A 24,818-nucleotide genomic window follows, 5' to 3' on the forward strand; every position below is an offset into this window, starting at 1 on the left:
GTGACGGCAGTCAGTTCAGTCCGATGGGCTGAGCCGAACCGATAATCGATGATTTCATACCAACACGATTTCATAAGGCAAACGGATACGCTCCAGCAACGGCCGGGGCAGCAACGGCGCGAGGCCGATGGCCGGTTCGCCGTCCAGTTGGCTGGCGTAGGCATGGGTGGCGTGGCTCTTGCGGGCGACGGTCCAGGTATCGAGGCGCACCTTACGGGCACGGTGCCAGGGAATCAGCTCCCGGTCCCGTGCCGGCCAGTGCCAGGCCCAGAACGGTACGTCGTTGTAGGTTGCCCCTACATTGGCCGCCGCCCTGGCGCTGGCGCGGCCAACGGTGTCGTGGTCGACGTTGCCGTCCTCGCGCCAGGTGCTGAACACCACATCACCGGGGCGCAGGTAGCGAGAGATGAATTGGGCGATCTGATCTTCGTGCTCCACCAGCGCGTTGTCGGTAAACCCGCCACGAATCCACTTCAGGCTGTGCATTGGCAAACCGAGCCGGCGGATGGCTTCGACGCTTTCCTGGGGACGAAATACGCTGAGGCGCTTTTCCGACCACTGCCGAGAGCCCGGATGGCTGGCGCTGCCGTCGGTGATCGAGATCAATTGCAGCGGGTGGCCGAGATTGCTGAGCAACTGCAGCAGGCCACCGCAGGTCACGACTTCATCGCCGGGGTGTGGGGCAATGAGCACTGCGCGTGCGCCGATGGGCACAAGCGACTGGGTACTGATGACCGGAATGCTGTCCAGTTGCGGGGCGCTGTTCCAGATCTGTGATGGCAGATTGGCTTCGCTCAGGGAAACGGGTTTCATGGTGGATACGTCCTTGTTCTGCGTCGCCTTCAGTCGTGCATCGGACAAGCCCGGCAGACCCGTGAGGGCTCGTTGATAGCGGTGCGACAAGCCAAACCCTGGATTGCCGCGAATCGAGTATTGCTCATGTAACGCTATTCGTCGCGTCGCGAACCTGCCCGGAATGATTTTTCCGCTCTGCGGTGTTGCGGCCAAAACTGGTTGTAGGTTTTTTTACTCTTCTTCCTCATGCTGCAACTCGAACAGCAGCAATGAGCGGCCGGTGACCGAGTACTCGTGGCCAAACTCGAAGCGTTCCTGGCCGTGGATCGATGGCTGGTTGGTGTCGATCATGCACGTCCAGAAACCGCCGTCAGGCACTTCCGGCAGCCGGAAATTGACGATGTCGTGATGCGCGTTGACCACCAGCATCAACGTCGCGTCGATGCCTTTGCGGCGAATGCCGGTTTCCTGGGCGCGGCCATCGAGCAGCATGCCCAGGCAACGATTGTGCGCATCGTGCCAATGCTTGGTGGTCATTTGCGTGCCGTCCGGCGCCAACCAGGTCACGTCCTTGACGCCGATGTCCTCGTTGTAATTACCCACCAGGAAACGCCCTCGCCGCAGGACTGGGTAGGTCAGGCGCAACTTGATCAGGCGTTTGACGAACTTGAGCAGGGCCTTGCCGTCTTCGCTCAAGTCCCAGTTGACCCAGCCGATCTCGCTGTCCTGGCAGTACGCATTGTTGTTGCCGTCCTGGGTGCGGGCGAACTCGTCGCCGGCCACCAGCATCGGCGTGCCTTGGGCCAGCAGCAGGGTGGCGAAGAAATTGCGCATCTGCCGATGGCGCAGCGCATTGATCTCGGGATCGTCGGTGGGGCCTTCGACGCCGTGGTTCCAGGACAGGTTGTTGTTGCTGCCGTCCTGATTGTCTTCGTCGTTGGCCTCGTTGTGCTTGTCGTTGTACGACACCAGGTCGTTGAGGGTGAAACCGTCATGGGCGGTGACGAAATTGACCGATGAGTAAGGCCGCCGACCACGTTGATTGAACATCTCCCCCGAAGCGGTCAGGCGGCTGGCAAAGTCCGCCAGTTGGCCGTCGTCGCCTTTCCAGAAGGCGCGCACGGTGTCGCGAAACTTGTCGTTCCACTCGACCCAGCCCGGCGGAAAGTTGCCGACCTGATAACCGCCGGGGCCGCAGTCCCAGGGTTCGGCGATCAGTTTGACCTGGCGCAGCACCGGGTCCTGGCGGCAGGCCACGAGGAAGCTGTGGCGTTCGTCGAATCCGTCGTGATAACGCCCCAGAATGGTCGCCAGGTCGAAGCGGAAGCCGTCCACGTGCATTTCCGAGGCCCAGTAGCGCAGGGAGTCGGTGACCATTTGCAGCACGCACGGGTGGCTCAGGTCCAGTGTGTTGCCAGTGCCGGAATCGTTGATATAGAAGCGCTTGTCATCGGGCTTGAGGCGGTAGTAGGACGCGTTGTCGATGCCGCGCATGGATAGGGTCGGGCCTTGCTCGTTGCCCTCGGCGGTGTGGTTGTAGACCACGTCGAGGATCACCTCCAGATTGGCTTCGTGCAGGTGCGCGACCATTTCCTTGAATTCGGCAATCTTGCCGCTGGCCAGGTAACGCGGGTCGGGGGCGAAGAACGCAATGCTGTTGTAGCCCCAATAATTGGTCATGCCCTTGTGCAGCAAATGCTGGTCGTTGACGAAAGCGTGGATCGGCAGCAGCTCCACGGTCGACACGCCGAGTTTGCGGATGTGCTCCACCACATCATCGACCATCAACCCGGCAAAGGTGCCGCGCAGGTTTTCGGGGACGGCAGGGTGACGCATGCTGAAGCCGCGCACGTGGGTTTCGTAGATGATCGTCTTGTCCCACGGCACGCTGACACGATGATCGTGGCCCCAGGTGTGCGCCGGGTCGATAACCTTGCATTTGGGCACGAAGGGCGCGCTGTCCCGTTCATCGAAGCTGAGGTCGGCGTCGGGGTGGCCGATGGTGTAGCCGAACAGGGCTTCGGACCATTTCAGTTTGCCGACCAGTTGTTTGGCGTAGGGGTCGATCAGCAGTTTGTTGGGATTGAAGCGATGGCCGTTGGCCGGGTCGTACGGACCGTAGACGCGATAGCCGTAGATCAACCCGGGATGGGCGTCGGGCAAGTAGCCGTGGTAGATCTCGTCGGTGTACTCAGGCAGTTCAATGCGTTCGAGTTCCACTTCGCCGGCGTCGTCGAACAGGCACAGTTCAACCCTGGTGGCGTGGGCGGAAAACAGGGCGAAGTTGACGCCCAGGCCATCCCAGGTGGCCCCCAGCGGAAAGGGCAGGCCTTCGCGGATTCGTGTTGTTTCGGCACGAGGGGTTGGCGCGGCGGCTTTCTTTGGACTGGTCATAGGTATTCCTTTAAGCGGCGGCAACCTGTAGGAGCCAGCTTGCTCCGGGCGGCGTTCCGACGAAAACGGTGTGTCAGGCAACATCAATGCTGGAAGTGATGGCCTCTTCGCGGGCAAGCCCGCTCCCACAGGGACCTGTGAGTTGCCACAGATTGCTGTTACACCACCAAACACTGTGGGAGCGGCGGTGCGGCGGTCCGACTTGCCCGCGAAGGGGCCTCAAGACATATTCAAACCGCTGGCGGTTTTCGCGGCGCCCGGGGCTTTTTCACGACGGCCTTTTCCCCCGGCGGGATCACCTTCGAAGCCGCCGCCGGTTTGCCCTTGGTTTTTGGTGCGGCGACCTTGGCATCGCCAGCCTTGCCATTGGCCGTTTTGCTGACCGGGGTTTTGCTAGTGGCTGCCTTGGCCGGTTTTTTCGGGGCCAGGGCTTCGGCTTCCGCCAGTTTGCACGCCATCTCCCAATGGCGGGCTTCCTGGCCTTCGGGTTTTCCTTCGGATTCCCAGATCTGATAGGCGAATTCGCGGATGCGTTTATCGTCGGTACTCATCGTAATGCTCCTGAACTGAACTCAAGTGTGGGCAGTTTGAAAAATGAGATTGACCGGGAAATCCCCCAGCGCGGCGCTGATCAGCAGCTCCCTGTGTTTTGTGACTGTGATGCCGGAAAAAAGTCCCTCCAGATGTTCGTCAGGGACGGTGAACGGCAGTTTGATCCGGGTATCGCCCCACAGCGGCGCGTGGACCTGTGGTACAGCACCGTTTTCCAGCAATTCGGCACAACGTATCGGCACAATCACGATGGCGCGGTTTCCCTCCTGTTCACGGACAAAACCCAGCACTCGATGGGCCTCGCTGCCCACCACTTCCAGAGCCTGGTAGGTGCCACGCCGAAACAGCTCGGCATGTTCGGCGCGCAGGCTCAGGGTGCGCGCAATCAAGGCTTGCTTGATGCGCCCGTTACGCCAGTTCAGCAACAAGTCCGGCAGGTTCACCGTTTGCTGCAATGCCTGCTGACGGCTGGCGTATTCCACCGGGCGACGGTTGTCCGGGTCGACCAGGCTGAAGTCCCAGAAATCGTTGCCCTGATACAAGTCCGGCACGCCGGGCACGGTCATGCGCAGCAAGGTTTGCGCCAAACCGTTGAGTGCTCCGGGGGCGGCAATCGAGCGGGCCGCCTTGGCCAGGGCCGTACGCAACAGCTCGCCTTCGGGGCTCAGCAAAAGGCGCTGGATGAAGTCCTCTGTCGCTTGCTCGTAAGGGTCATTTGGCGCGCTCCAGCTGCTTTGCAATTTGGCTTCGCGCAGGGCCTTGTGTTGCCACTGCCAGAGGCGTTGTGCGTAGTCCTCGAGGGCCGGCGGATGATCGATAGACAACTCCAACGGCCAACTGCCGAGGATCGCCTGGTACAGAATCAATTCATCCCCCGTCGATGGCATCTGATCGTCGTTGCGCAAGGGCCGGGCGAGGGCGCGCCACAGGCCGATCTGGTCGGCGTGCCAGCTACTGCGCTCGCTGAGTACCGCCAGCCGCGCCCGTGAATCTTCGCCGCGTTTGTGGTCGTGGGTGGCGCTGGCCAGCAGATTGTCCGGGAAGGTCTCGAGGCGTTCGATGCAGGCCTGATGAAAGTCGGCGGGCGGTGCGCTGAACTGTTCGGTATTGAAGCCAACGTCATTGCGCGAGAGCAGCACGGCCGAACGATAGAGCGCGGTGTCTTCCACCGCTTTCGCCGCTGCTGGCGAGGTCAGTTGCTGGAAACGTACGCAGGCGTGCTTGAGGCGTTTGCGTTCGCGACCGGCCGGACGCTGCCGCCAGGGTTCACCGCCGAGCCAGCCGGCCAGGCAGTCGAGTACCGGCCAGTCCGCTTCGCCGAGGGTTTGGCGGGCGCCGTCCATGGCCTGGCGGAAAAACACCTCGTCCTGAGCCGAGCGGCCAAGGGGGCTGATGTAGGTGCGGTACACCGGGAAATGCACGATCAATGCCTGCAAGGCCCGGCGAATGGCGCCGAGGGTCAGGTCGCGGGTCATGAGGTTGTCCCGGGCCACTTGCAGCAAGGCCTGGGCAACGCTTTCGAAATCTCCGGCCAGGGAACCGCTGAGGATTTGCTGGCGGGCCAGTTGGGCTTCCTGGCCGAAGTCGGCAGGCCGCTCGCTGTGACGGTGCCAGAGTTCGGCCAGTGTCTGCGCACCCCGTGGGTCGTGTTGCAGCAGTGACAACTGGTTCATGAACTCGTAGCCGGTGGTGCCGTCCACCGACCAGTCGCGATGCAGTGTTTCGCCTTCGCCGAGGATCTTTTCCACATAAATGGGCAAGTGGCGGCCCGCCGAAAGGCTGTCGACCCGGCGGCGCAGCTTGCGGCAGTAACCTCGCGGGTCGGCGAGGCCGTCGATGTGGTCGATGCGCAACCCGTCGATCAGCCCTTCAGCCACCAGTTGGAAGATCTTCGCGTGGGTGGCTTCGAACACGGCGGGACGTTCGACCCGCAGTCCGCCGAGTTCATTGATATCGAAGAAGCGCCGCCAGTTGATGTCATCGGCGGCGGTGCGCCAACTGGCGAGACGATAGCTCTGGCGCTCCAGTAGGTTGTGCAGGCGCTGGAAGCCTTCGTCGGTCAGTGAGTCGTAGTTGTTCAGGTGCTGCTCAATGGCCTGGGCAAGGGCCGGATCGCTGACCAGATCGCGAAGTTCCGCTTTCAGCGGTAGGGCCAGGCTGTGGGCGTCGGTCTGGTAGCTCAGGGTGCTGAAGCGATCGGCCAGGCTTTTCAGTTGCTCGGCCTGTTGCGTATCGAGCGGCGCATCGGTCCTGAGCAGTTCCCCGTAATCGCTGGGGCAAATCGGAAAGCGGTGGTCGTAGTGCTCGACATGGAAGGCGCCGTGCCAGGCATCGAACCGCAGGGGCAGGGTGCCGTCCTGCAACGCGACGCCGTAGTCGCTGCCCAGAAACGGCAGGAGCAGCTGGCCTTCCATCAACGGATCGGGAGAGTGCCACTGGATATCGAAAAACTCGCCGTAAGGGCTCAGGCGTCCCCACTCCAGCAAATCCAGCCACCAGGGATTGTCACTGCCGCCGACCGCCATGTGGTTGGAGACGACGTCGAGGATCAGCCCCATGTCGTGCTCGTGCAAGGCACTGACCAGGCTGCGCAGCGCCGCCTCACCGCCCAGCTCCGGGTTGACCCTGGTCGGGTCCACCACGTCGTAGCCATGCATCGATCCGGCGCGGGCGCGAAGCAGCGGGGAGGCATAGACATGGCTGATGCCGAGACGGGCGAAATACGGCACCAGTGGCACCGCATCTTCCAGCGTGAAGCCTTTGTGAAATTGCAGGCGCAAGGTGGCGCGCAGTGGACGGGGCGGCACCTGGGTCATCGATCACGCTCGGCCGCCTGGAGTCGCGCACAGGCGAGCAATTCCAGGCGTCGCGCGGCATCCGCTCCGTCGAGCAGGGCTTCACTGTAACCGGGCAAGCGCCGCGACCAGTTGGGGTGGGTGTCGATGGTGCCGGGCAGGTTGGCCTGTTGTTCCACACCCAGGGCATCCTCCAGCGGCAGCAGCACCAAGGGGGCCCGGGTATGACCGAGGAAGCGCACGCTGGCATCGAGCACCTGGTCGGTTTCGTGGGACTCTTCGCGAAAGTTCTGCGGGTCCTGGCTCAACGCCCGGCGCAGGCCTTCACGCTCGCGTTCGCGGTGCTGGCGCCATTCGATTTCACCGCTGGCATCGACCATGCCGAGCCGGGCGTTCCAGTCTATATCGCGACCATGCCACCAGCCGTTGAGGGTGGGCAGGTCATGGGTGCTGGTGGTGGCCAGGGCGTTGTCCGGCCAGTCGAGGATTGGCTTGAAGTGCGTGTTGTCCTGTTCGAACAGCAACACCCGCATGCCGAGTATCGAACGGGCGATGAGTTTTTCCCGCAGGCCATCCTGCACGGTGCCGAGGTCTTCGCCGAGGACGATGGCCTGGTGACGATGGGATTCCAGGGTCAGCAAACGCAGCAGATCGTCCACCGGGTAGTACAGGTAGGCGCCGTCGGCCGGCGGCGAGCCATTGGGGATTACCCACAAACGTTGCAAGCCCATGACGTGATCGATGCGCAAGCCACCGGAGTGGGCGAAGTTGGCCCGCAACATTTCGATGAAGGCCCGGAAACCATTGCGCACCAGGCCTTCAGGGGAGAACGCGGAAATCCCCCAGCCCTGGCCCGTGCGGTTGAGAATATCCGGCGGCGCACCGACGGTGAGGGAGGCGAGCAGTTCGTCCTGACGGCTCCAGGCCTGGCTGCCGCCGCCATCGGCGCCAACGGCCAGGTCGGCGATCAGGCCGATACTCATGCCGCTGGCGCGGGCGGCGGTTTGCGCGCGCTCCAGACAGCGAGTGATCAGCCACTGACAGAAGGCGAAGAAGCCGATGCGCCCGGCATTCTCTTCGGCGAATGCCGCCAGTTCGGCGCTGCGCGGATTGCGCCAGGGTTCGGGCCACTGCCGCCAGTCGAGGTGTTCACCCCGGGCGGCGCGCGCCTCCTGGATGGCTTCGAAGCGACAATGATTTTCCAGCGCTTCGCCGGCGGCGTGACGAAAGCTGCTGAAGTCTTCGTGCAACGGGTGTTCGCCCTGGACGAAACCTTCGTACAGCGACTGCAACAGCCGATGCTTGGCTTCGGCGGCGGCCGGCCAGTCAATCAGCGGACGCTCTTCCAGTGCCTGGAGTTCAATGGCCAGTCCGGTTGCATCGATGGCGGTACGCAGCGCGCGCTCGCCAAGAATGGTGCCGGGGGCGCAGTAAAGGCTGTTGAGAAACAAACGGCTGGACGGCGAATACGGGCTGTAGCGTTGAGTGTCACTGGAAAACATCGCGTGCAAGGGGCTGATCGCCAGTGCCTCGGCGCCACGCTCGCCGGCCACCCGGGCAAGGTCCTCCAGCGCCTGGGTGTCACCAAAGCCGCCATCGCCGGCGCGGCGCAATCCATATAACTGCACGCTCAGGCCCCAGGCACGCGGGATGGGGTTGTTCACGGCATCGGCCACGCTGTAGCAACGAGCCGGGGCCACGGCCAGGGTGAAGTTTTGTCCGTCGATGCTGACCTGTTGATAGCCGACCGGTACCAGCCCTGGCAGCACCGAGTTGGCGTCCAGTTTCAGGTTGAGCCGCGAACCGTCTTCGAGGTGGATTTCGCAAGGGGTCCCGGGCTCGAAAAAACGCGCCAGGTCCAGGCCCTTCCCAACATCGGCGGTGATCAATGGCGGCAAGTGATGGGTCTGTTGCGTCTCTTGCAATTCCAGCAGGCTGGCATCGATTTCCTGAGCGCCGCCGGCCGGGTGGCCAAGGCCGGTCAGCACGTTGCGCAACACGGACGGCGCGACTTTTTGCGGGCGGCCGTTGGCGTCGATCCAGTCGACGGCGAGGCCGGCACGGCTGGCCAGGATTTCCAGTTGCGCATCACTCATGGACGCTCTCCAAACGAGGTAGCAAAGGGGGCTGCGGCGGCGAGGCTGACGAGCGCGCAATACGGGGCAAGGGTGTTCGGGGCCGGCAGGTCGGGATTCTGTGGCGGGTATTCGAACAAGGGCATGGCACCGGTCTGTGAGGTGTGGACTACGGGCCTGGCGCCGAGGTTCAGGTCAATGCGCAGTTGGCTGCCATCGCCCAAGCGCCAGGAGGCACTGATCGCGGCTTCGCCCAGCACGTCGGTGCCCAGTGCCTGGGCGCCCGGCAGGCGCGGGATGATGTGCCGGTGACGGATCTGCAACAGTCGGCGATACAGGTCGTGCATCTCACAATGACCGGTCGATGGCAGGACCGGGCGGGATGCTGCAAACGTCTGCGGATCGTTCGGGTCCGGAATGTATTCACGCTGCAGCGGATCGGTAAAGGCGCTGAACGCCGCGAACTCGTTGCGCCGGCCGTCGCGAACCTGTTTAGCCAGTTCACCGTGATGGCTGGTGAAAAACAGAAAGGGCTGCTCGACGGCAAACTCGTCGCCCATGAACAGCAGCGGAATCATCGGTGACAACAGCAGCAACACCGTGGCGGCCCGCAGCGCTTGCGGGTGGGCGAGTTGATGCAGGCGCTCGCCGAAGGCCCGGTTGCCGATCTGGTCGTGGTTCTGCAAAAACAGGATGAATGCACTGGGCGGCAGATGCCCGCTGGGTTCACCCCGCGCCACACCATGGCGGTTGAGATGGCCCTGGAACACGAAGCCCTGGCTCAGGCAGCGCGCCAGTTGTTCGGTGGGGTTTTGCGCGTAATCGGCGTAATAAGCCTCGGTTTCGCCGGTCAGCAACACATGCAGGGCGTTGTGGCCGTCATCGTTCCACTGCGCGTCGTAACCCTGTTCGAGCAGGCTGGCCTGGTTGTGTTCGTTCTCCACCATCAGCCAGACATGCCGCGCCGGTCCGGTCTGCTGGCGCACCCGTCGCGCCAGTTCCTGGAGGAAATCCGGGTCTTCGATCGCGTGTACCGCGTCCAGGCGCAAACCGTCGAAGCGGTATTCGAGCAGCCACATCAAGGCGTTTTCGATGAAGAAGTCCCGCACTTCGCGACGGCGCAAGTCGATGGCCGCGCCCCACGGCGTGTGCTTGTCTTCGCGAAAAAAGCCCTTGGCATAACGATGCAGGTAATTGCCGTCCGGGCCGAAGTGGTTGTAGACCACGTCGAGAATTACCGCCAGGCCGTGGCCGTGGGCGGTGTCGATCAAGTGCTTGAGCTGCTCGGGGGAGCCGTATGACGCCTGTGGCGCGTAGGGCAGGACGCCGTCATAACCCCAATTACGCTCACCGGGAAACTGCGCGACGGGCATCAGTTCGATGGCGGTGACACCCAGTTCGACCAGCCGCGCCAGATGCTGCTCGACGGCGCTGAAGCCGCCGAGCGCACCGACATGCAATTCGTAGATCACCGCCTCGTTCCACGGCCGTCCCAGCCAGGCACAGTTTTGCCAGGCATAGGCCAGCGGATCGACCACCACGCTGTGTCGGTCGATGTCGCCGGCCTGAGCACGGGAGGCCGGGTCGGGCACTTCCAGTTCGCCGTCGATGCTGTAGCGGTAACGCGTGCCCGCCGCGCATCGGATGTTGCTCACGAACCAGCCGTCGGCCTGGGGCAGCAACGGCAAGGACTGTCCATTTTCCAGTTCGACACTGACGTAGAACGCATCTGGCGCCCACAACGCGAATCGCGTGTGCTCTGCGTCCAGCATGATTGCGCCGTGGGGCCAGGTCTCAAGGGTCCGTAACGGCATCTTGAAAGCCTCTTACTGTTTGTTCGATTTCCCCAATGCTTTCGCCACAAGCTGTTCGTAGAGCTCGGCGTAGGGTTCGACCGCCTTGCACCAGTTGAATGGCGCCGCCATGGCCCGGCAGCGCATGGCGTGCAGCAGGTCGGGAAAGGCGAACACCTTGAACGCGCGGCTCAGGGCTTCCTGGTAGCTCTGCACCGTGGATTCATCGAACAGGAAACCGGTCAAGCCGTTTTCGATGGTGTCGGCCAGGCCGCCGGTGTTGCGGGCCACCGGCAACGAGCCGAAGCGCTGGGCGTACATCTGGCTCAAGCCGCATGGCTCGTAACGCGAAGGCATCAGCAGGAAGTCGCTGCCGGCGAACATGCGCCGGGCGTCGGTTTCGTTGAAGCCGATGCGCACGCCGATCTGCCCGGGGAAACGCAGGGCCAGTTCGCGCATCGACTGTTCTTCTTCCGGCTCGCCACGGCCGATGATCGCGATCTGGCCGCCGTTTTTGACGATGTACTCGGACACCGCCTCGGTGAGGTCCAGGCCTTTCTGATAAACCAGCCGCGAGACCACCGCAAACAGGGGACCTTCGGAGTCTTCCAGGCCGAACAGCTCGCGGACATGGGTGGCGTTCACGGCCTTGCCATCCCAGTCGCCGATGTTGAACGGGCAGAACAGGTGCGGATCGGTCGCTGCATCCCAGCTTTCATCGATGCCGTTGGGAATGCCGCTGAGCAGGCCTTGCTGGGTCTTGGCTGCAAGAAAACCGTCGAGACCGCAGCCGAAATCCGGGGTGGTGATTTCCTGGGCGTAGGTCGCGCTGACCGTGGTGATGTGGCTCGAATAGGCCATGCCGGCCTTGAGGAACGACATCTTGCCGTAGAACTCCATGCCTTCCTGTTGCAGCGCGTGATGGGGAATGCCCAGTTCGGGGCACGAGCCCAGGCTGGTCACGCCTTGATACGCCAGGTTGTGAATGGTGAACAGCGTCGGCGTGCGCTGCCCGCGCCAGTGCATGTAGGCGGGGGCCAGTCCGGCGGGCCAGTCGTGGGCGTGCACCAGGTCCGGGCACCAGTGGATCTGCGCGAGGTTGGCGGCAATATCGGCAGCCGCCAGGCCCAGGCGGGCAAAACGGATATGGTTGTCCGGCCAGTCGCGGCCGTTGTTGGCGCCGTAGGGCGAACCTTCGCGCTCGTAGAGTTCGGGGCAGATCAGTACGTAAATGACCAGGCCATCGGGCATGTCCATGCGCCCGATCTTGCACGGTGGCAGCGCAGCATGACCGCCAAGCTCGCCGATGATATGAATCGGGTTCTCGCTGTGCAGCACCTGCGGGTAGCCGGGGATCAACACCCGTACATCGTGCAGATGGGCCATGGCCCGTGGCAGCGCTGCGGAAACGTCGCCCAGGCCACCGGTTTTCACCAGGTCGGCAATTTCCGAGGTGACGAACAGGACTTTTTTACGGTTCGGATTCTGGTTGGCTGCCGGGGTCAGGGTCCTGGTGCCTGGAACGCTGACGGGTTGGGTGTTTGCGGCAGTAACGGCGCTCGATTCGCCGACCTGATGAGCACGCTCTCCCTGTATTTCCAAAGCCGTACTGATCATATGAATCTCCCGTGTTGTTGATCTAATTCTTAGGTCTGGCAAACGGTGTTCCATGGCCAATTCCCGTGGCCGGCGCAAACGCGCTGCGCATCAGTGAGCAAGCGCTGCCCAATGCGTCGAAGCAAAAGGGTTGAATCAGCCGTTGCAAAGATTGCACCAGTCGCAACGCACCTTCTTGTCAGAGGACCGATCGGGATTGGAAAAAGTTTCGACTATTTTTCCATTTTGTGACCGACCGGTTTCGCTTTGAGAAAATGAGTCTAGGCCAGAACTTAGAGCGGTAAAGGGCAGATGGCAAAATTGTTCGACAATCGGTTTGTAGCGGTACGGACGTGCCTGATCGAGGTGCAAACGCCCCGACGAAGTGCATGTTTTTTTGCGTTTTGGCCTCAAAAAGTCACTGGGCAGTCACATAAATGTGCGACGTGATTTATCAGGTGCGCACTGTTATGGTGCGCATCATTGAGTCCCGCATTTGGCCGAACCGCTGCCTTACTGCCCACCTTGGTGCCTTGTTATAGTTCGGGCCTCATTTTTGCCCGCTAAAGGATCACTGGCATGTCTCAGTACACTGCGTTCAACGTCGAACTGGCCGATAAAATCGCCCATGTGCAGATCAACCGCCCGGAGAAGATCAACTCGATGAACGCGGCGTTCTGGAGCGAGATCGTCGAGATCTTCCAGTGGATCGACGACACGGATGAAGTGCGCGTGGTAGTCCTCAGCGGCGCAGGCAAGCATTTCTCCTCGGGGATCGACCTGATGATGCTGGCCGGTGTGGCCAATGAACTGGGCAAGGACGTGGGCCGCAATGCGCGCCTGTTGCGGCGCAAGATCCTCACCCTGCAAGCGTCGTTCAATGCCGTCGATAACTGCCGAAAACCGGTGCTTGCGGCCATTCAGGGTTACTGCCTGGGGGGCGCCATCGACCTGATTGCAGCCTGCGACATGCGTTATGCCGCCGAGGATGCACAGTTCTCGATCAAGGAAATCGACATCGGCATGGCCGCCGACGTCGGCACGCTGCAACGCTTGCCGCGAATCATCGGTGACGGCATGCTGCGTGAACTGGCTTACACTGGTCGCACGTTTGGCGCCGACGAAGCGCGGAGCATGGGCCTGGTCAATCGCGTCTACAGCGACAACGCCAGCCTGCTCGACGGCGTCATGGGCATTGCCTACACAATCGCCAGCAAGTCGCCGATTGCCGTCACCGGCACCAAGGAGATGATCAGCTACATGCGTGACCATCGCATCGATGACGGCCTCGAATACATCGCCACCTGGAACGCCGCCATGCTGCAATCCACCGATCTGCGCGTGGCCATGGCCGCCCATATGAGCAAACAGAAACCCGAATTTCTGGATTGATTAACCATGATTCCTCGCTGGACCACCGCAGTACTGGACACCGATCAACCCGGCGGCTGGGCTATCGCGCGCAGCCCCGAAGGCTTTCTGTTCGATGACAATGGCGCACTGTTCGCTCGCGAATGGCTAAAACGTCAGGACCTGTCGATTCTTGCCGAACATGGCATCGGTCATCTCGATGGCGAGCCGGTCTATCTGCTGGAGCTGCGCAGTCACAGCGAAGTGCCGGGTTGCAACTGGAAAGGCCTGCGGGCGTTCATGCTCGAAGGCGATCACACGCTCTACAAAGTGCTCGGTTACGCCGCACAGATCGGCACCTGGGCCCGCGAGCACCGTTTTTGCGGTAACTGCGGTCAGGCCATGACCCAGGTGCCACGCGAACGGGCGATGTATTGCCAGCCGTGCGATCTGCGCAGCTATCCACGGATTTCGCCGAGCATGATCGTACTGGTGACCCGAGGTGATGAAGTGCTGTTGGCACGCTCACCGCGTTTTGTCAGCGGTGTCTACAGCACGTTGGCGGGGTTTGCCGAGCCGGGTGAATCAGCCGAGGACTGCCTGATTCGCGAGGTTCGTGAAGAGGTGAGCATCGAGGTCAGGAATATCCAGTACATGGGTAGCCAGTGCTGGCCGTTCCCGCACTCGATGATGCTCGGCTTTCACGCCGAATATGCCGGTGGCGAGATTGTCTGTCAGGAAGACGAGATCGAGGACGCCCAGTGGTTCAACGTGCACGAGCTGCCGCCGTTGCCGGCGTCACGCTCGATTGCCCGTTACCTGATCGACGTCTATGTGGCCCGGCGTTTAGGCCACGCTGAACCAGTGCTGCCAGGCTAGGCGCACGGTCAGGCCCAGCACCACGGTGATGAACACCGGACGAATGAATTTCGCGCCGCCGCTGATGGCGGTGCGGGCGCCGAAGAAGGCGCCGACCATCAACGACGAGCCCATGCACAGGCCGATGATCCAGTCCACCTGACCGGAAAAGATGAAGATCGACAGCGCCGCCACGTTGCTGACAAAGTTCATGCTGCGCGCCACACCGCTGGCTTTCACCAGGTCGATGGGGTAGAGCAGCAGGCTGCTCACGGTCCAGAACGCGCCCGTGCCCGGACCGGCCACGCCGTCATAGAAGCCGAGGCTGAAGCCTTGGGTCGACTGCCACTTTTTCTTGATCGGTGCGTTGCTGTCCAGTGGCGCTTTCGGCGTGCCGCCAAACAATAGATAGACACCGCAAGCGAAAACGATCACCGGCAGCATTTTGTTCAGCCATTCCGCTGGCAGGTAATGGGCGACCACGGCACCGGTCAGCGCGCCGACCAGGGTGCCGACGATGGCGTGCACCCATTGCTCGGGGTGGAACAGCTTGCGGCGATAGAAGGTGTAGCTGGCAATGGCCGAGCCGAAGGTCGAACTGAGCTTGTTGGTGCCCAGCACCAGGTGCGGCGGCAGGCCGGCGGTCAGCAAGGCCGGGGTGGTCAACAGGCCGCCTCCGCCAGCGATGGCGTCGATGAAACCGGCAACAAAAGCGACAAGGGCCAGGATGGCCAGGGTGGAAAGGTCAACACTGAGTTCGAAAGGCATGGGATCGGCTTATTCGGCGGGTGCAGAAAGAGGCTGCGGGGAAGGGCTGCATCTTAACCACCTGCACAACACAAAACCATTGTGGGAGCGGGCTTGCTCGCGATGGCGGTGTGTCAGCCACATCAATGTTGAATGTGCCGTCGTCATCGCGAGCAAGCTCGCTCCCACAGGGATTAGTGCGAATTCAAACTACAGGCCCAGATCCGACAGCCCCGGATGATCATCAGGCCGACGCCCCAGCGGCCAGTGGAACTTGCGCTCGCTTTCCTTGATCGGCATGTCGTTGATGCTGGCGAAGCGGTGGGCCATCAGGCCGTCCTCGTTGAACTCCCAGTTTTCGTTGCCGTAGGAGCGGAACCAGTTGCCCGAATCGTCGTGCCATTCATAGGCATAACGCACGGCAATGCGGTTGCCGGTGAACGCCCAGAGTTCCTTGATCAACCGATAATCCAGTTCCTTGGCCCATTTGCGGGTCAGGAAACCCTTGGCTTCTTCGCGGTTGTGGGCGAACTCGGCGCGGTTGCGCCATTGGGTGTCCAGGGTATAGGCCAGGGACACACGCTCGGGGTCGCGGGAGTTCCAGCCGTCTTCGGCCAGGCGAACTTTTTCAATGGCCGATTCACGGGTGAAAGGGGGTAATGGCGGACGAACTTCGGCATTAGACATTTCAAGTCTCCGTATCAAGTTAATGTTTAAACAACTGTCGAGCTTGATTGAGTTGCTACAGGTCCAATAACTTTCGCGCCATGCATTGCGCATTATCGGCGGCACTGTGATCACCCATTACAAGCGCCACGGTAATGGCACCGTCGATCAGGATCAGCAGCTGTCTGGCCAGCAGCTGCGGATCCTCGGCGCCATGTTCGGTACACAGCTCGCACACGTAGTCGAGCAGCTTCTGTTTATGCTCTTTGGCGACCAGGCGCACCGGGTCCTGCGGGTCGCCGGTTTCACCGCTGGTATTGATGAAGGCGCAGCCGCGGAAGCCATCGGAGGCGAACCACGACTTGAGTACGGTAAACAGGTTGAGCAGTCGCTCGGCCGGGGTTTCTGCCTGGCCGACTGCGCCTCTGTACCAGTCCATCCAGCGCTGGTCGCGGCGTTGCAGGGCCGCCACCACCAGTTCGTCCTTGTTGGCGAAGTAGCGGTAGATGCTTTTTCTGGAGACGCCGGCGGTTTTCACCAGAAGATCCATGCCAGTGGCGGCTATGCCACTTTTGTAGATCAACTTTTCGGTGACACCCAGAATAATGTCGCGTGTGTCATTGCTGGTGATTTCGTTCATGTGGCAAACAGTAGAACGAGCGTTCTCCTTGGTCAAACGGTTTTTGTGGTGTTTGACAAAAGGTCTTCGCGAGCAGGCTCGCTCCCACATTTAAATGCATTCTCCTGTGGGAGCGAGCCTGCTCGCGAAGGGGACATTACAGACGGTAACAAGACCCGAACCTTTGCATGGTGTAAGCTCTCGGGTTCTTCGGATTCGACCCATTGCGAGCCCTATGCCGTCGCTTTTCAAACGCTCCCTGCTGCCCAAGTTGCGCAGTTTTCCGCTGGCGGCCGATGCCGTTGGCGTCCTCTCCGGCGCTGCAGAATTCCGTCATTGCCTGCTGGAGAAAATCGCCAGCGCGACCCGGCGCATTTACATCGTTGCGCTGTACCTGCAACAGGATGAAGCCGGCCAGGAAATTCTCGATGCCTTGCACGCGGCCAAACTGGCGCGTCCGGAACTGGATGTGGTGGTGGTCGTAGACTGGCTGCGCGCCCAGCGCGGCCTGATCGGTGCCGGCAAGCAACCGGGCAACTCCGCCTGGTATCAGGAAATGACCCGCACCCATGCCAGCGAAGTGCCGATCTACGGCGTCCCGGTACAAACCCGCGAACTGTTCGGTGTGTTGCACCTTAAAGGCTTCGTGATCGATGACTGCGTGATCTACAGCGGCGCGAGCCTGAACAACGTCTATCTGCACAAGTTCGACAAGTACCGTTACGACCGCTATCACGTGCTGCACAATCGTGAACTGGCCGATTCGATGCAGCACCTGGTGCAGCACGGCCTGGTGGCGTCCAAGGCGGTGCACCGCCTCGACCTGCCGAACCTGCCGACCACCCGCAGCCTGCGCAATGACATCGGTGACCTGCGCAGCCGCCTCAAGCACGCGGCGTACGACACCACGCGGGGCACCACCGACAGGACCGGTTTGTCCGTCAGCCCGCTGCTCGGCGTAGGCAAGAACAATCCGCTGAACCGGGTGATCTGCGAACTGATCGCCAGCGCCCAGCAGCAACTGACCATTTGCACCCCGTACTTCAACCTGCCGCTGGCGATCATCCGCGAGATCAACCGCGCGCTGGCCCGTGGGGTGAAGATCGACATTGTGGTCGGCGACAAGACGGCCAACGACTTCTACATTCCGCCGAGCGAACCGTTTCGGGTCATTTCGGCGCTGCCGTACCTGTACGAAATCAGCTTGCGCCGGTTTGCCAAGCGTCATCAGCGCAACATCGACAGCGGGCAGTTGAACCTGCGCCTGTGGCGTGATGGTGACAACACCTATCACCTCAAGGGCATGTGGATCGACCGGCGTTACACCTTGCTGACCGGCAACAACCTCAACCCGCGGGCATTTCGACTCGATCTGGAAAACGCCTTGTTGATCGATGATCCCCATGGCGAACTGCTGGAGCCGCGTCGCAAAGAGCTGGCAGAGATCTTTCAGCACACCCGTCGCATCGAGCACTTCCAGAACCTGGAAACCCTGGCCGAGTACCCGGCGGGCGTGGCCAAGTTCCTCAAGCGCGTGAGTCGTGTGCGTATCGAGCGGCTGCTCTATCGCATTCTGTAAAGTCGGTGGATCTCAGGAAAGCCATCGCGAGCAAGCTCGCTCCCACAGGGTTATTCGATCAGCGTTGAGCGGGTGGTTTCAGCTAATATGCCCCCACTCGAACAAGAACAGGGCTTGCCGCGATCCATGTCGGAAAAAGACACCATCTCCATCCAACTGGTGCGTGAAGCACTGTTGCAAAGCTGCGCGCCAGGAACCGCCACGGATGAGGTGTTGAGCAAGGTCGGCATCGACCCGCTGCTATTGGGCAGCACCGACGCCCGTGTTCCGGCCACGGCTTATGCGCGCCTGTGGCGGTTGCTGGCACGACGCGGCGATGATGAGTTCTTTGGCATGGACCCACGCAAACTCAAATCCGGCAGCTTTGCGTTCCTGTGTCGCAGCGCCATGCTCCAGCCCAACGTGGCGGCGGGAGTGGCCGGCGGCCTGGGGTTCCTGTCGTTGATCCTCGAACACCTGCCAGCGCAGTTGGTGCGTCAGCAAAGCCTGGCGGAAATCGTCCTGCTGGAGGACGACAAGGATCCGCGCCGGGCCTTCACCTATTTCACCTACTGGATGATCGTGCACGGTGTTGCCTGCTGGCTGGCAGGACGGCGAATTCCGATCCTGGCCATCGAACTGCGCTGTTCGAAGCCGGATTTCTGCGATGACTATCAGGTGATGTTTTCCGAGAACCTGCGTTTCGACCGTCCACGCACGCGGATGATTTTCTCCGCCGATTGCCTGGACCTGCCCATCAAGCGCAGCCCTGAAGAACTCGAGCGATTCCTGGCCCGTGCGCCGGCGAACATTCTGGTGAAGTACCGCGATCCGCAGAGCCTGGCCAGCCGGATCAAACACGACCTGCGCCACCTGCCGGCCGAACACTGGCCGGAAACCGAAGCCCTGGCGCAACGCCTGTGCATGTCGGCTTCAACCTTGCGCCGCCGACTGGCCGAAGAAGGGCAAACCTACCAAGGCCTCAAGGACGGCGTGCGCAAGGAACTGGCGATTGTCTGGCTGGCCGAGCCGGCGATCAGCTTCAGCGAAATCGCCACGCGGCTGGGGTTCGCTGACGTCAGTTCGTTCTACAAGGCATTTCGCAAGTGGTCGGGGTCAAATCCGGGGCATTACCGCAGCCTGATTCTCAATGACACCGAGTAAGTTCAGCGGCGCAATGACCCTTTCTTCCCAGGCGTTTAACGGCTGCCAGTGATCGGCCCTGGCAGATTGAGTGTGCCACTGTCCACGAAACGCATCGTGTTGAACACCCCACCCGATAGCTTGCCGTGCAGGACATAAGGCATGTTGTTGAGGGTTTTCATCTGGCTGATGCCATAGGTCTGGCGGATCACCGAAAACGCCGAAACGCTGACCGGCACGCTGACGACGGTGTCGGAAAAACGCCCGATCGTACCCCGCTCATCGGTGACGCCAGAGGCGAAGGGCTGGCCGTTGATGTCCAGGTCCAGCGCAACACCGCTGTAGGTGACGGTGGTGTCATTGGGGTTCTGCACGCGGATTCTCACGGCAAAGCGCACTTCCATGCCTTCGCCTTGGAGGGGCTCGACACCCACGACGTTGATTTTCAACGGGTCTCGATTGGGCAGCGAGGAACAGGCGCTCAGGCAGAGCAGGAGGGAAATCAGGACTGCGTGGAGGCTGCGCATGGACGTGCTCTCATCTGAATAGGGCTGAACCGCCAGCGGCTCAGCCCTTGAGTCCGTCTAGTGGTTCGACTGTGCGACCATCGCAGGCTTTGCGGGTTCATCCCTGGCGGTCACATCGGGGTTCTGCATCACCTGAAGCACGGAGGCCTCCGGATCGAATTCGTCCTCTTCCAGTTCGATGAATTCCTCGGGCAGGAAGATATTAAGAACGATAGCGCACAGCGCGCCGACGGTGATGGGCGATTCGAAAATGTTGTGCAATGCCTTGGGCAGCTCACGCAAGACTTCCGGCACGGCGGCCACGCCCAGGCCCATGCCGACGGAGATTGCCACGATCAGCATGTTGCGCCGATGCAGGCCGGCCTCGGCGAGAATCTTGATCCCGGCCACGGCGACGGTGCCGAACATCACCAGTTCGGCGCCACCGAGCACCGGTTTCGGCATCAGTTGCAGTACCGCGCCGATCATCGGGAACAGGCCAAGCACCACCAGCAATCCGGCAATGAAAAACGCCACGTAGCGGCTGGCCACGCCGGTGAGCTGGATCACCCCGTTGTTCTGGGCGAAGGTCACCATCGGCATGCTGTTGAACACCGCGGCCATGGCCGAGTTGAGGCCATCGGCGAGCAGGCCGGACTTGATCCGGCGAATGTACACCGGGCCTTTGACCGGTTGCCGGGAGATCATCGAGTTGGCCGTGAGGTCGCCGGCGGCCTCAAGTGGCGACACGAGGAAAATCACCGCCACCGGAATGAACGCCACCCAATCGAAGGAGAACCCGTACTTGAAGGGTACCGGTACGCTCATCAGCGGCACTTCGGGCAGGCTGTTGAAATCCACCTGGCCCAGGAGCCATGCCACCCCGTAGCCCAGGGTCAGGCCGATGACAATCGCCCCCAGGCGCAGAAACGGTACGTCCACCCGGTTCAACACCACGATGGTGCCCAGCACCAGCGCCGCCAGGGCCAAGTGACTGGCCGCCCCCAGATCCGGGGCGCCGAAGCCGCCGGCGATGTCGGTCATCGCCACCTTGATCAGCGACAAACCCATCAGCGTGATGATCGTCCCGGTCACCACCGGGGTGATCAGCATGCGCAGTTTGCCGATGAACTGGCTCAACACCACTTCAATGAATGCGGCAAAAAAGCACACGCCGAAGATGGTTGAGAGAATTTCATCGGTGCCGCCACCCCGGGCCTTGACCATGAAGCCGGCGCTGAGAATCACACTGATGAACGAGAAACTGGTGCCTTGCAGGCACAACAGGCCAGAGCCCACCGGACCGAAGCGCCGCGCCTGCACGAAGGTGCCCAGGCCGGAGACGAACAGCGCCATGCTGATCAGGTAGGGAATTTCGCTTTGCAGGCCCAGGGCGCTGCCCATGATCAGCGTCGGGGTGATGATGCCGACGAAACTTGCCAGCACATGTTGCAGGGCGGCGAAGACGGTGGCGGTCAGATGCGGGCGGTCATCGAGGCCGTAGATCAGGTCGCTGTGGCGTGGAGCGGGGACTTTTTCGGAGGCGGTCATGGTGGTTTGCGTGCCAGAAGGCGGGCCGGGTCAGAAAATGGAGGCGCAGGATGCCAGAACCGCCCGGCCACGGCAAAAGAACCTCCAAAACAGCGACTTACAGTCGTGGGGCGAGCACCTCGCCCACGCTGCGGCGTTTGGCGTGCAGTTGGCTGGCCTGGATCAACTGTTCGAGGTCTTCAGGCGTGACGTCGTAGAACGCTTCCATGTCGGCCAACGCCAGTTTCAGGTCTTCGGCGGTGATGGCCTGACGGTCGACCGGCGGGTGATCGGCATGAATCCTGGCCACCGGTTCGCTGGCACTCTTGGGGTAACGAACGCGGGTCAGGTTGTTGTAGGCCAGGGCGCAGAGCAGCATCGTCGCCGCGCTGAGCATCACCGGTCCGATGGCTTTCCAGTCCATGGCGATGGTTGCCGGATCGGCCAGCACCAGGGTCAGGGCCAATGCACCGGCCGGTGGATGCAGGCATCGCAGCCAGCACATCAGGATCAACGCCATGCCCGCCGCCAGGCAAGCGCTACCGAGGGTTCGGCCCAACACATGGGCCACCAGCAAGGCAACCACCCCGGCGCTCAAGTAACCGCCGAGAATCGACCAGGGTTGGGCGAGCGCGCCCGATGACACCGCAAACAACAGCACCGCCGATGCCCCCAGCGGGCCGATCAGGTGCTGGGCCACCTCGATGCCGAATACCTGGCTACAGAGCCACACGCTCATCAGTGTCCCCAAGGCCATGCCGATGGCGGCGCGGCTCCATTCGGTGGGGCGAGTGTTGATGGCGGCGGGCAACCAGCGAGCAAGCATTCCGAGAAAACTCCGGCAGAAAAAATCGAGGTAAAAAAAGGGCTTAACTGGGGAACCCAGAAAGCCCTTGAAGGTGTTCCAACTGTTGGGGAAGAACGCGCACAGTGTGCCGTTCAATCCAGCTACTGACAAATTCATATTAATGAGCTTTCAGTGCATTAATTTTGCTTTAAGTTGCCCCGTCGGCCGCTTGTGTAGCACAGCAAACCGCCCAGGGCCGCGAGTGTACTCAAGGCATAAAACATCGTCGGCGCCGGGGTGTGCATCAACATGAAGCCGCAAATCACCGGGCTCAGCGCACCGCCAAGTGCAGCAAGGTTTTGCGCGCCGTAGTAGCTGCCCCGCAGTTCTTCCGGCGCCAGAGTGTCGACGAAAAGAAACTCGGCCGGGTAAATGATGATTTCACCGAGGGTGAAGATGAACATCGCCACGCACCAACTCACCAGGCTGTCCGCCAGGCTGAAGCCGATCAGCCCGAGGATGAACAGGCCAGTGCCGGCAACGATCCATTGGCGCAGTTGCTCACGCTTGAGAAAACGCCCGATCTGGTATTGCAGCAAGATCACACTGATGGCGTTGCAGGCGAGCAGGGCGGCCATGATTTCCATGGTGTGCCGGGGATTGCTGGTCACCAGCAGGTACTGCGACAGGTAAAAGGTAAATCGCCCGTGCACCACGGTGCTGAGCAGGCAACCGCCGGTGAACAGGATCAGGGTGCGGTCGTTTTTCAGGGTGATCAGGGTCTTGAGAAAACTCTGCGCCTGGCCACTGACAGGCGAGCGCGCCGGGTCCTTCGCGATCCCGGTCATCAGGAAAATACTGAAAAAAGCGATGGCCGCAGCGATCAGGAAGGGTGCACTGGCAAAGGCCCCGGCAATCAGCACACCGAGCATCGGCCCGACGGCGTAGCCAATGTTGGTCAGCGTATAGCTCAGGGAAAACGCCTTGGCGCGCTGGCCCACCGCCAGGTTGTCGCTGAGGATCGCTTTCGAACCGATCAGGAACAGCGATGAGGCGGTTTCGGTGACGATCAGGGTGATGGTGGTCAGGTAGAGGTTTTCAGCAAAGGTCAGCAACACCAGGCCGACAGCGCTGGATGCCATCGAGAGAATCAGCAACCGGCGTTTTTCGAAGCGATCGATGATGTAGCCGCCGTAGAGGGAGAGCAGGGTGGCGATGAACACCGCAATGCCCAGCAGCAAGCCAACGTCCTGTTGGTTGAGGCCAAGCTTGTCGCTGACGAACAGTGTGAGCAACGGGCTGGTGATGGCGCGGCTGACGACGATGGTCAGCGAGCAGATCAGCAGGCGGCGAATGAGGGGGGAGTAGCGGGTCACGGCGCGAATATCCTTATTCGATCGGGCCGGCATCAGCCCGATCGTGAGCGCTACTCTAGCAGTCGGACACTCGGTCGTTGCAACGGGATTTAATCGAGGTGCAGCAGCACGAAATCATTCTTGTCGAACCGCCCGCTCAGCACGGGTGGCAATGCACCTATAGCCGTGCCTTGCAGAGTCTTGTAGACGTTCAGGTCCATCATCAGCCACGCCGGGCCCTTGAGGGCCTCAAGCTCCTGGGGTGAATCGGTGAACTCCGGTTGCAGGCCTTGATTGATGTTGACCATGAACTTGATGGCTTTGGCATCCTTGCCCATCGCGTGCATCACCAGTGGTGCGGGGGCTTTTTGCACGAGTTCAAACGCTTCGTGGCTGAAGGTCCGGGTGTCGTAAAGCTGTCGCTGGATCGGCTCGAACTGCAGGATATATACCGACCACAGCGCCAGGACCGCGCAAAGGGCGAGAGTCTGCGCGCGCCAGCGGGGCTGCCTGAGCGCTACGACGGCGACCGCTTGCAGCGCGCCTAGAATGATGAACAACGACGTGAGATGGGCCACGTCTTCGGGGAATCTTCGCTGTATCACCAGCAAGGTCACGATCAGCAGCCCCGGAATCAGCAGCCATAAGCCTTGCATCAAGACGCGCAGCCAACCGAACAGTCGACCTTGCACGGCGTAAAACGGATAAGCCGCCATGATCGCCGCCATGGGCAGCATCGGCAGCAGGTAACGGGCCTTTTTCGCCTGCGGGACGGAAAGGCCCACCATCACGATCAATCCAGCAACTGCGCAGTACAGCGTCAGACGCAATGCCGGGCCTGACTGTTGTCGGCCAGAAGCGGCGACCGCCACCAGCGCCAGCACTGCCAGTGGCCAGGCCAGTGCGTAGTTGCCTACCGAACTGGTGAAGTAATACAACACCTCGTTGGAGCCTTCGCTGCCGTCCATGCGCCCCATGAACTGCATGCGAATCACGTCCTGCAAGAAGGCCGCGCCGCCACTGACGTCCGCCAGCCACAACAAAAGCCCGACGCACACCGCCAGCAGCATCGCTGCCAGCAATCCGAAGACGATCAGCCGTCGCCATTGGCAATTGACCAGGAAATAGCTGCACAGCATCCCCGTAGGAATGACCAGGCCGATTGGCCCACGAATCCAGAAACCCAGCATCAGCAAGGCAAAGATCAGAACCCAGCGGCGCGGCGCCGCGAAGTGATCGGCCGCATAGCCCAGGTAGAACACGCTGAACGCGACGGCCGCCAGCATCAGGTCGAGGGAAACGGCGCGGGTTTCCGTGATGAAGGTGTTGGTCAACAGCATCAAGGCGATGCTCAACAGCGCCCAACGCGTGGAGTAGGGTGCCAGCAGGCGGTACATCAAGGTGACTATGACCGCTGCGGCGATGGCGCTCGGCAGCCATGCGGTCAGGCTGGTGACCTGGCCGAACGGCAGTGAAAGCAGCCAGATGAATAGCGTTGAAAGTCCCGAGTAGTCTGCGTAGGGCTGGCCGTAGGTCGTCGGAAAAAACGACGGCCCGTTACGCAGCATCTCCTGGGCGAACAGCACGAAGCGCGAATCGAAGCCGATGGCCGACTGCTGGTACATCCCGGCGCAGAACAACAACAGCGCCAACAGACCCAGCGCGAGGGACTGTTGGCGGATGTGATGGATCATGGGGT

General features: G+C 61.5%; 19 protein-coding genes. 4 read left to right on the forward strand and 15 right to left on the reverse strand.

The annotated features are described in order from the left end of the window. Positions 1-54 precede the first annotated feature (54 nt). The 7 genes from KGB07_RS25960 to glgA all read right to left on the reverse strand — a co-directional run bounded on the left by KGB07_RS25960 (position 55) and on the right by glgA (position 12,021). Positions 55-813, reverse strand: coding sequence for a PIG-L deacetylase family protein (locus tag KGB07_RS25960; RefSeq protein ID WP_223466982.1), 759 nt, complete (start codon positions 811-813; stop codon positions 55-57). Positions 814-1,026: 213 nt separating this feature from the next. Further along, entirely contained in the window at positions 1,027-3,189 is a 2,163-nt protein-coding gene (gene glgX, locus KGB07_RS25965; protein ID WP_046037115.1) for a glycogen debranching protein GlgX, read from the reverse strand. A 230-nt stretch (positions 3,190-3,419) separates the two neighbouring features. Next, complete coding sequence (locus KGB07_RS25970; protein ID WP_223466983.1) at positions 3,420-3,740, reverse strand: DUF2934 domain-containing protein; 321 nt, start codon at positions 3,738-3,740, stop codon at positions 3,420-3,422. 21 nt (positions 3,741-3,761) lie between these two features. Beyond that, positions 3,762-6,557, reverse strand: a complete 2,796-nt coding sequence (locus KGB07_RS25975) for a malto-oligosyltrehalose synthase (protein WP_223466985.1) — start codon at positions 6,555-6,557, stop codon at positions 3,762-3,764. Continuing rightward, positions 6,554-8,632, reverse strand: coding sequence for a 4-alpha-glucanotransferase (malQ, locus tag KGB07_RS25980; RefSeq protein WP_046037111.1), 2,079 nt, complete (start codon positions 8,630-8,632; stop codon positions 6,554-6,556). The genes KGB07_RS25975 and malQ overlap by 4 nt, the downstream gene beginning before the upstream one ends. After that, a complete protein-coding gene (treZ, locus tag KGB07_RS25985) occupies positions 8,629-10,425 on the reverse strand; it encodes a malto-oligosyltrehalose trehalohydrolase (RefSeq protein ID WP_223466987.1) in 1,797 nt (598 codons plus the stop codon). The genes malQ and treZ overlap by 4 nt, the downstream gene beginning before the upstream one ends. A 12-nt stretch (positions 10,426-10,437) precedes the next feature. Beyond that, a complete protein-coding gene (gene glgA, locus KGB07_RS25990) occupies positions 10,438-12,021 on the reverse strand; it encodes a glycogen synthase GlgA (RefSeq protein ID WP_046037109.1) in 1,584 nt (527 codons plus the stop codon). A 558-nt stretch (positions 12,022-12,579) separates the two neighbouring features. On the opposite strand from glgA, the gene KGB07_RS25995 reads away from it, so the two are divergent. After that, entirely contained in the window at positions 12,580-13,392 is an 813-nt protein-coding gene (locus KGB07_RS25995; RefSeq protein ID WP_223466990.1) for a crotonase/enoyl-CoA hydratase family protein, read from the forward strand. A gap of 6 nt (positions 13,393-13,398) precedes the next feature. Next, positions 13,399-14,229, forward strand: a complete 831-nt coding sequence (gene nudC / locus KGB07_RS26000; RefSeq protein ID WP_046037107.1) for an NAD(+) diphosphatase — start codon at positions 13,399-13,401, stop codon at positions 14,227-14,229. On the opposite strand, the gene KGB07_RS26005 is transcribed toward nudC, so the two are convergent. From KGB07_RS26005 to KGB07_RS26015, 3 genes are all read right to left on the reverse strand, one after another. Next, positions 14,197-14,976 carry a TSUP family transporter gene (locus tag KGB07_RS26005; protein ID WP_046037106.1) on the reverse strand — a complete coding sequence of 260 codons (780 nt, stop codon included), beginning with the start codon at positions 14,974-14,976 and terminating at the stop codon, positions 14,197-14,199. The two genes, nudC and KGB07_RS26005, sit on opposite strands and share 33 nt — an antisense overlap. 189 nt (positions 14,977-15,165) lie before the next feature. Continuing rightward, the gene (locus tag KGB07_RS26010; protein ID WP_046037105.1) at positions 15,166-15,642 is read right to left on the reverse strand and encodes a DUF1348 family protein; all 477 of its coding nucleotides are present in this window, start codon (positions 15,640-15,642) and stop codon (positions 15,166-15,168) included. A gap of 55 nt (positions 15,643-15,697) precedes the next feature. Beyond that, a complete protein-coding gene (locus KGB07_RS26015) occupies positions 15,698-16,261 on the reverse strand; it encodes a TetR/AcrR family transcriptional regulator (RefSeq protein ID WP_046037104.1) in 564 nt (187 codons plus the stop codon). Between the two features lie 214 nt (positions 16,262-16,475). Between KGB07_RS26015 and pssA the strand changes: the two genes are divergently transcribed. After that, positions 16,476-17,819: a CDP-diacylglycerol--serine O-phosphatidyltransferase gene (gene pssA, locus KGB07_RS26020; RefSeq protein WP_046037103.1), complete on the forward strand. Its 1,344-nt coding sequence runs from the start codon at positions 16,476-16,478 to the stop codon at positions 17,817-17,819. Between the two features lie 126 nt (positions 17,820-17,945). Next, a complete protein-coding gene (locus KGB07_RS26025) occupies positions 17,946-18,962 on the forward strand; it encodes an AraC family transcriptional regulator (protein WP_046037102.1) in 1,017 nt (338 codons plus the stop codon). A 35-nt stretch (positions 18,963-18,997) separates the two neighbouring features. Here the strand turns inward: KGB07_RS26025 and KGB07_RS26030 are convergent, their stop codons facing one another. From KGB07_RS26030 to KGB07_RS26050, 5 genes are all read right to left on the reverse strand, one after another. Continuing rightward, complete coding sequence (locus KGB07_RS26030) at positions 18,998-19,468, reverse strand: LEA type 2 family protein (protein ID WP_046037101.1); 471 nt, start codon at positions 19,466-19,468, stop codon at positions 18,998-19,000. A gap of 57 nt (positions 19,469-19,525) precedes the next feature. Continuing rightward, positions 19,526-20,998, reverse strand: a complete 1,473-nt coding sequence (locus KGB07_RS26035) for a nucleobase:cation symporter-2 family protein (protein ID WP_223466991.1) — start codon at positions 20,996-20,998, stop codon at positions 19,526-19,528. A gap of 97 nt (positions 20,999-21,095) precedes the next feature. Beyond that, positions 21,096-21,803, reverse strand: a complete 708-nt coding sequence (locus KGB07_RS26040; protein ID WP_223466992.1) for an HPP family protein — start codon at positions 21,801-21,803, stop codon at positions 21,096-21,098. 158 nt (positions 21,804-21,961) lie between these two features. Further along, positions 21,962-23,140: an MFS transporter gene (locus KGB07_RS26045; protein ID WP_185754721.1), complete on the reverse strand. Its 1,179-nt coding sequence runs from the start codon at positions 23,138-23,140 to the stop codon at positions 21,962-21,964. Between the two features lie 89 nt (positions 23,141-23,229). Next, positions 23,230-24,813 carry an ArnT family glycosyltransferase gene (locus KGB07_RS26050; RefSeq protein ID WP_185754720.1) on the reverse strand — a complete coding sequence of 528 codons (1,584 nt, stop codon included), beginning with the start codon at positions 24,811-24,813 and terminating at the stop codon, positions 23,230-23,232. Between the last annotated feature and the right edge of the window lie 5 nt (positions 24,814-24,818).

It is taken from the genome of Pseudomonas sp. GL-RE-26, assembly GCF_019956275.1.
In the GTDB taxonomy this organism is placed as follows: Bacteria; Pseudomonadota; Gammaproteobacteria; order Pseudomonadales; family Pseudomonadaceae; genus Aquipseudomonas; species Aquipseudomonas grandcourensis.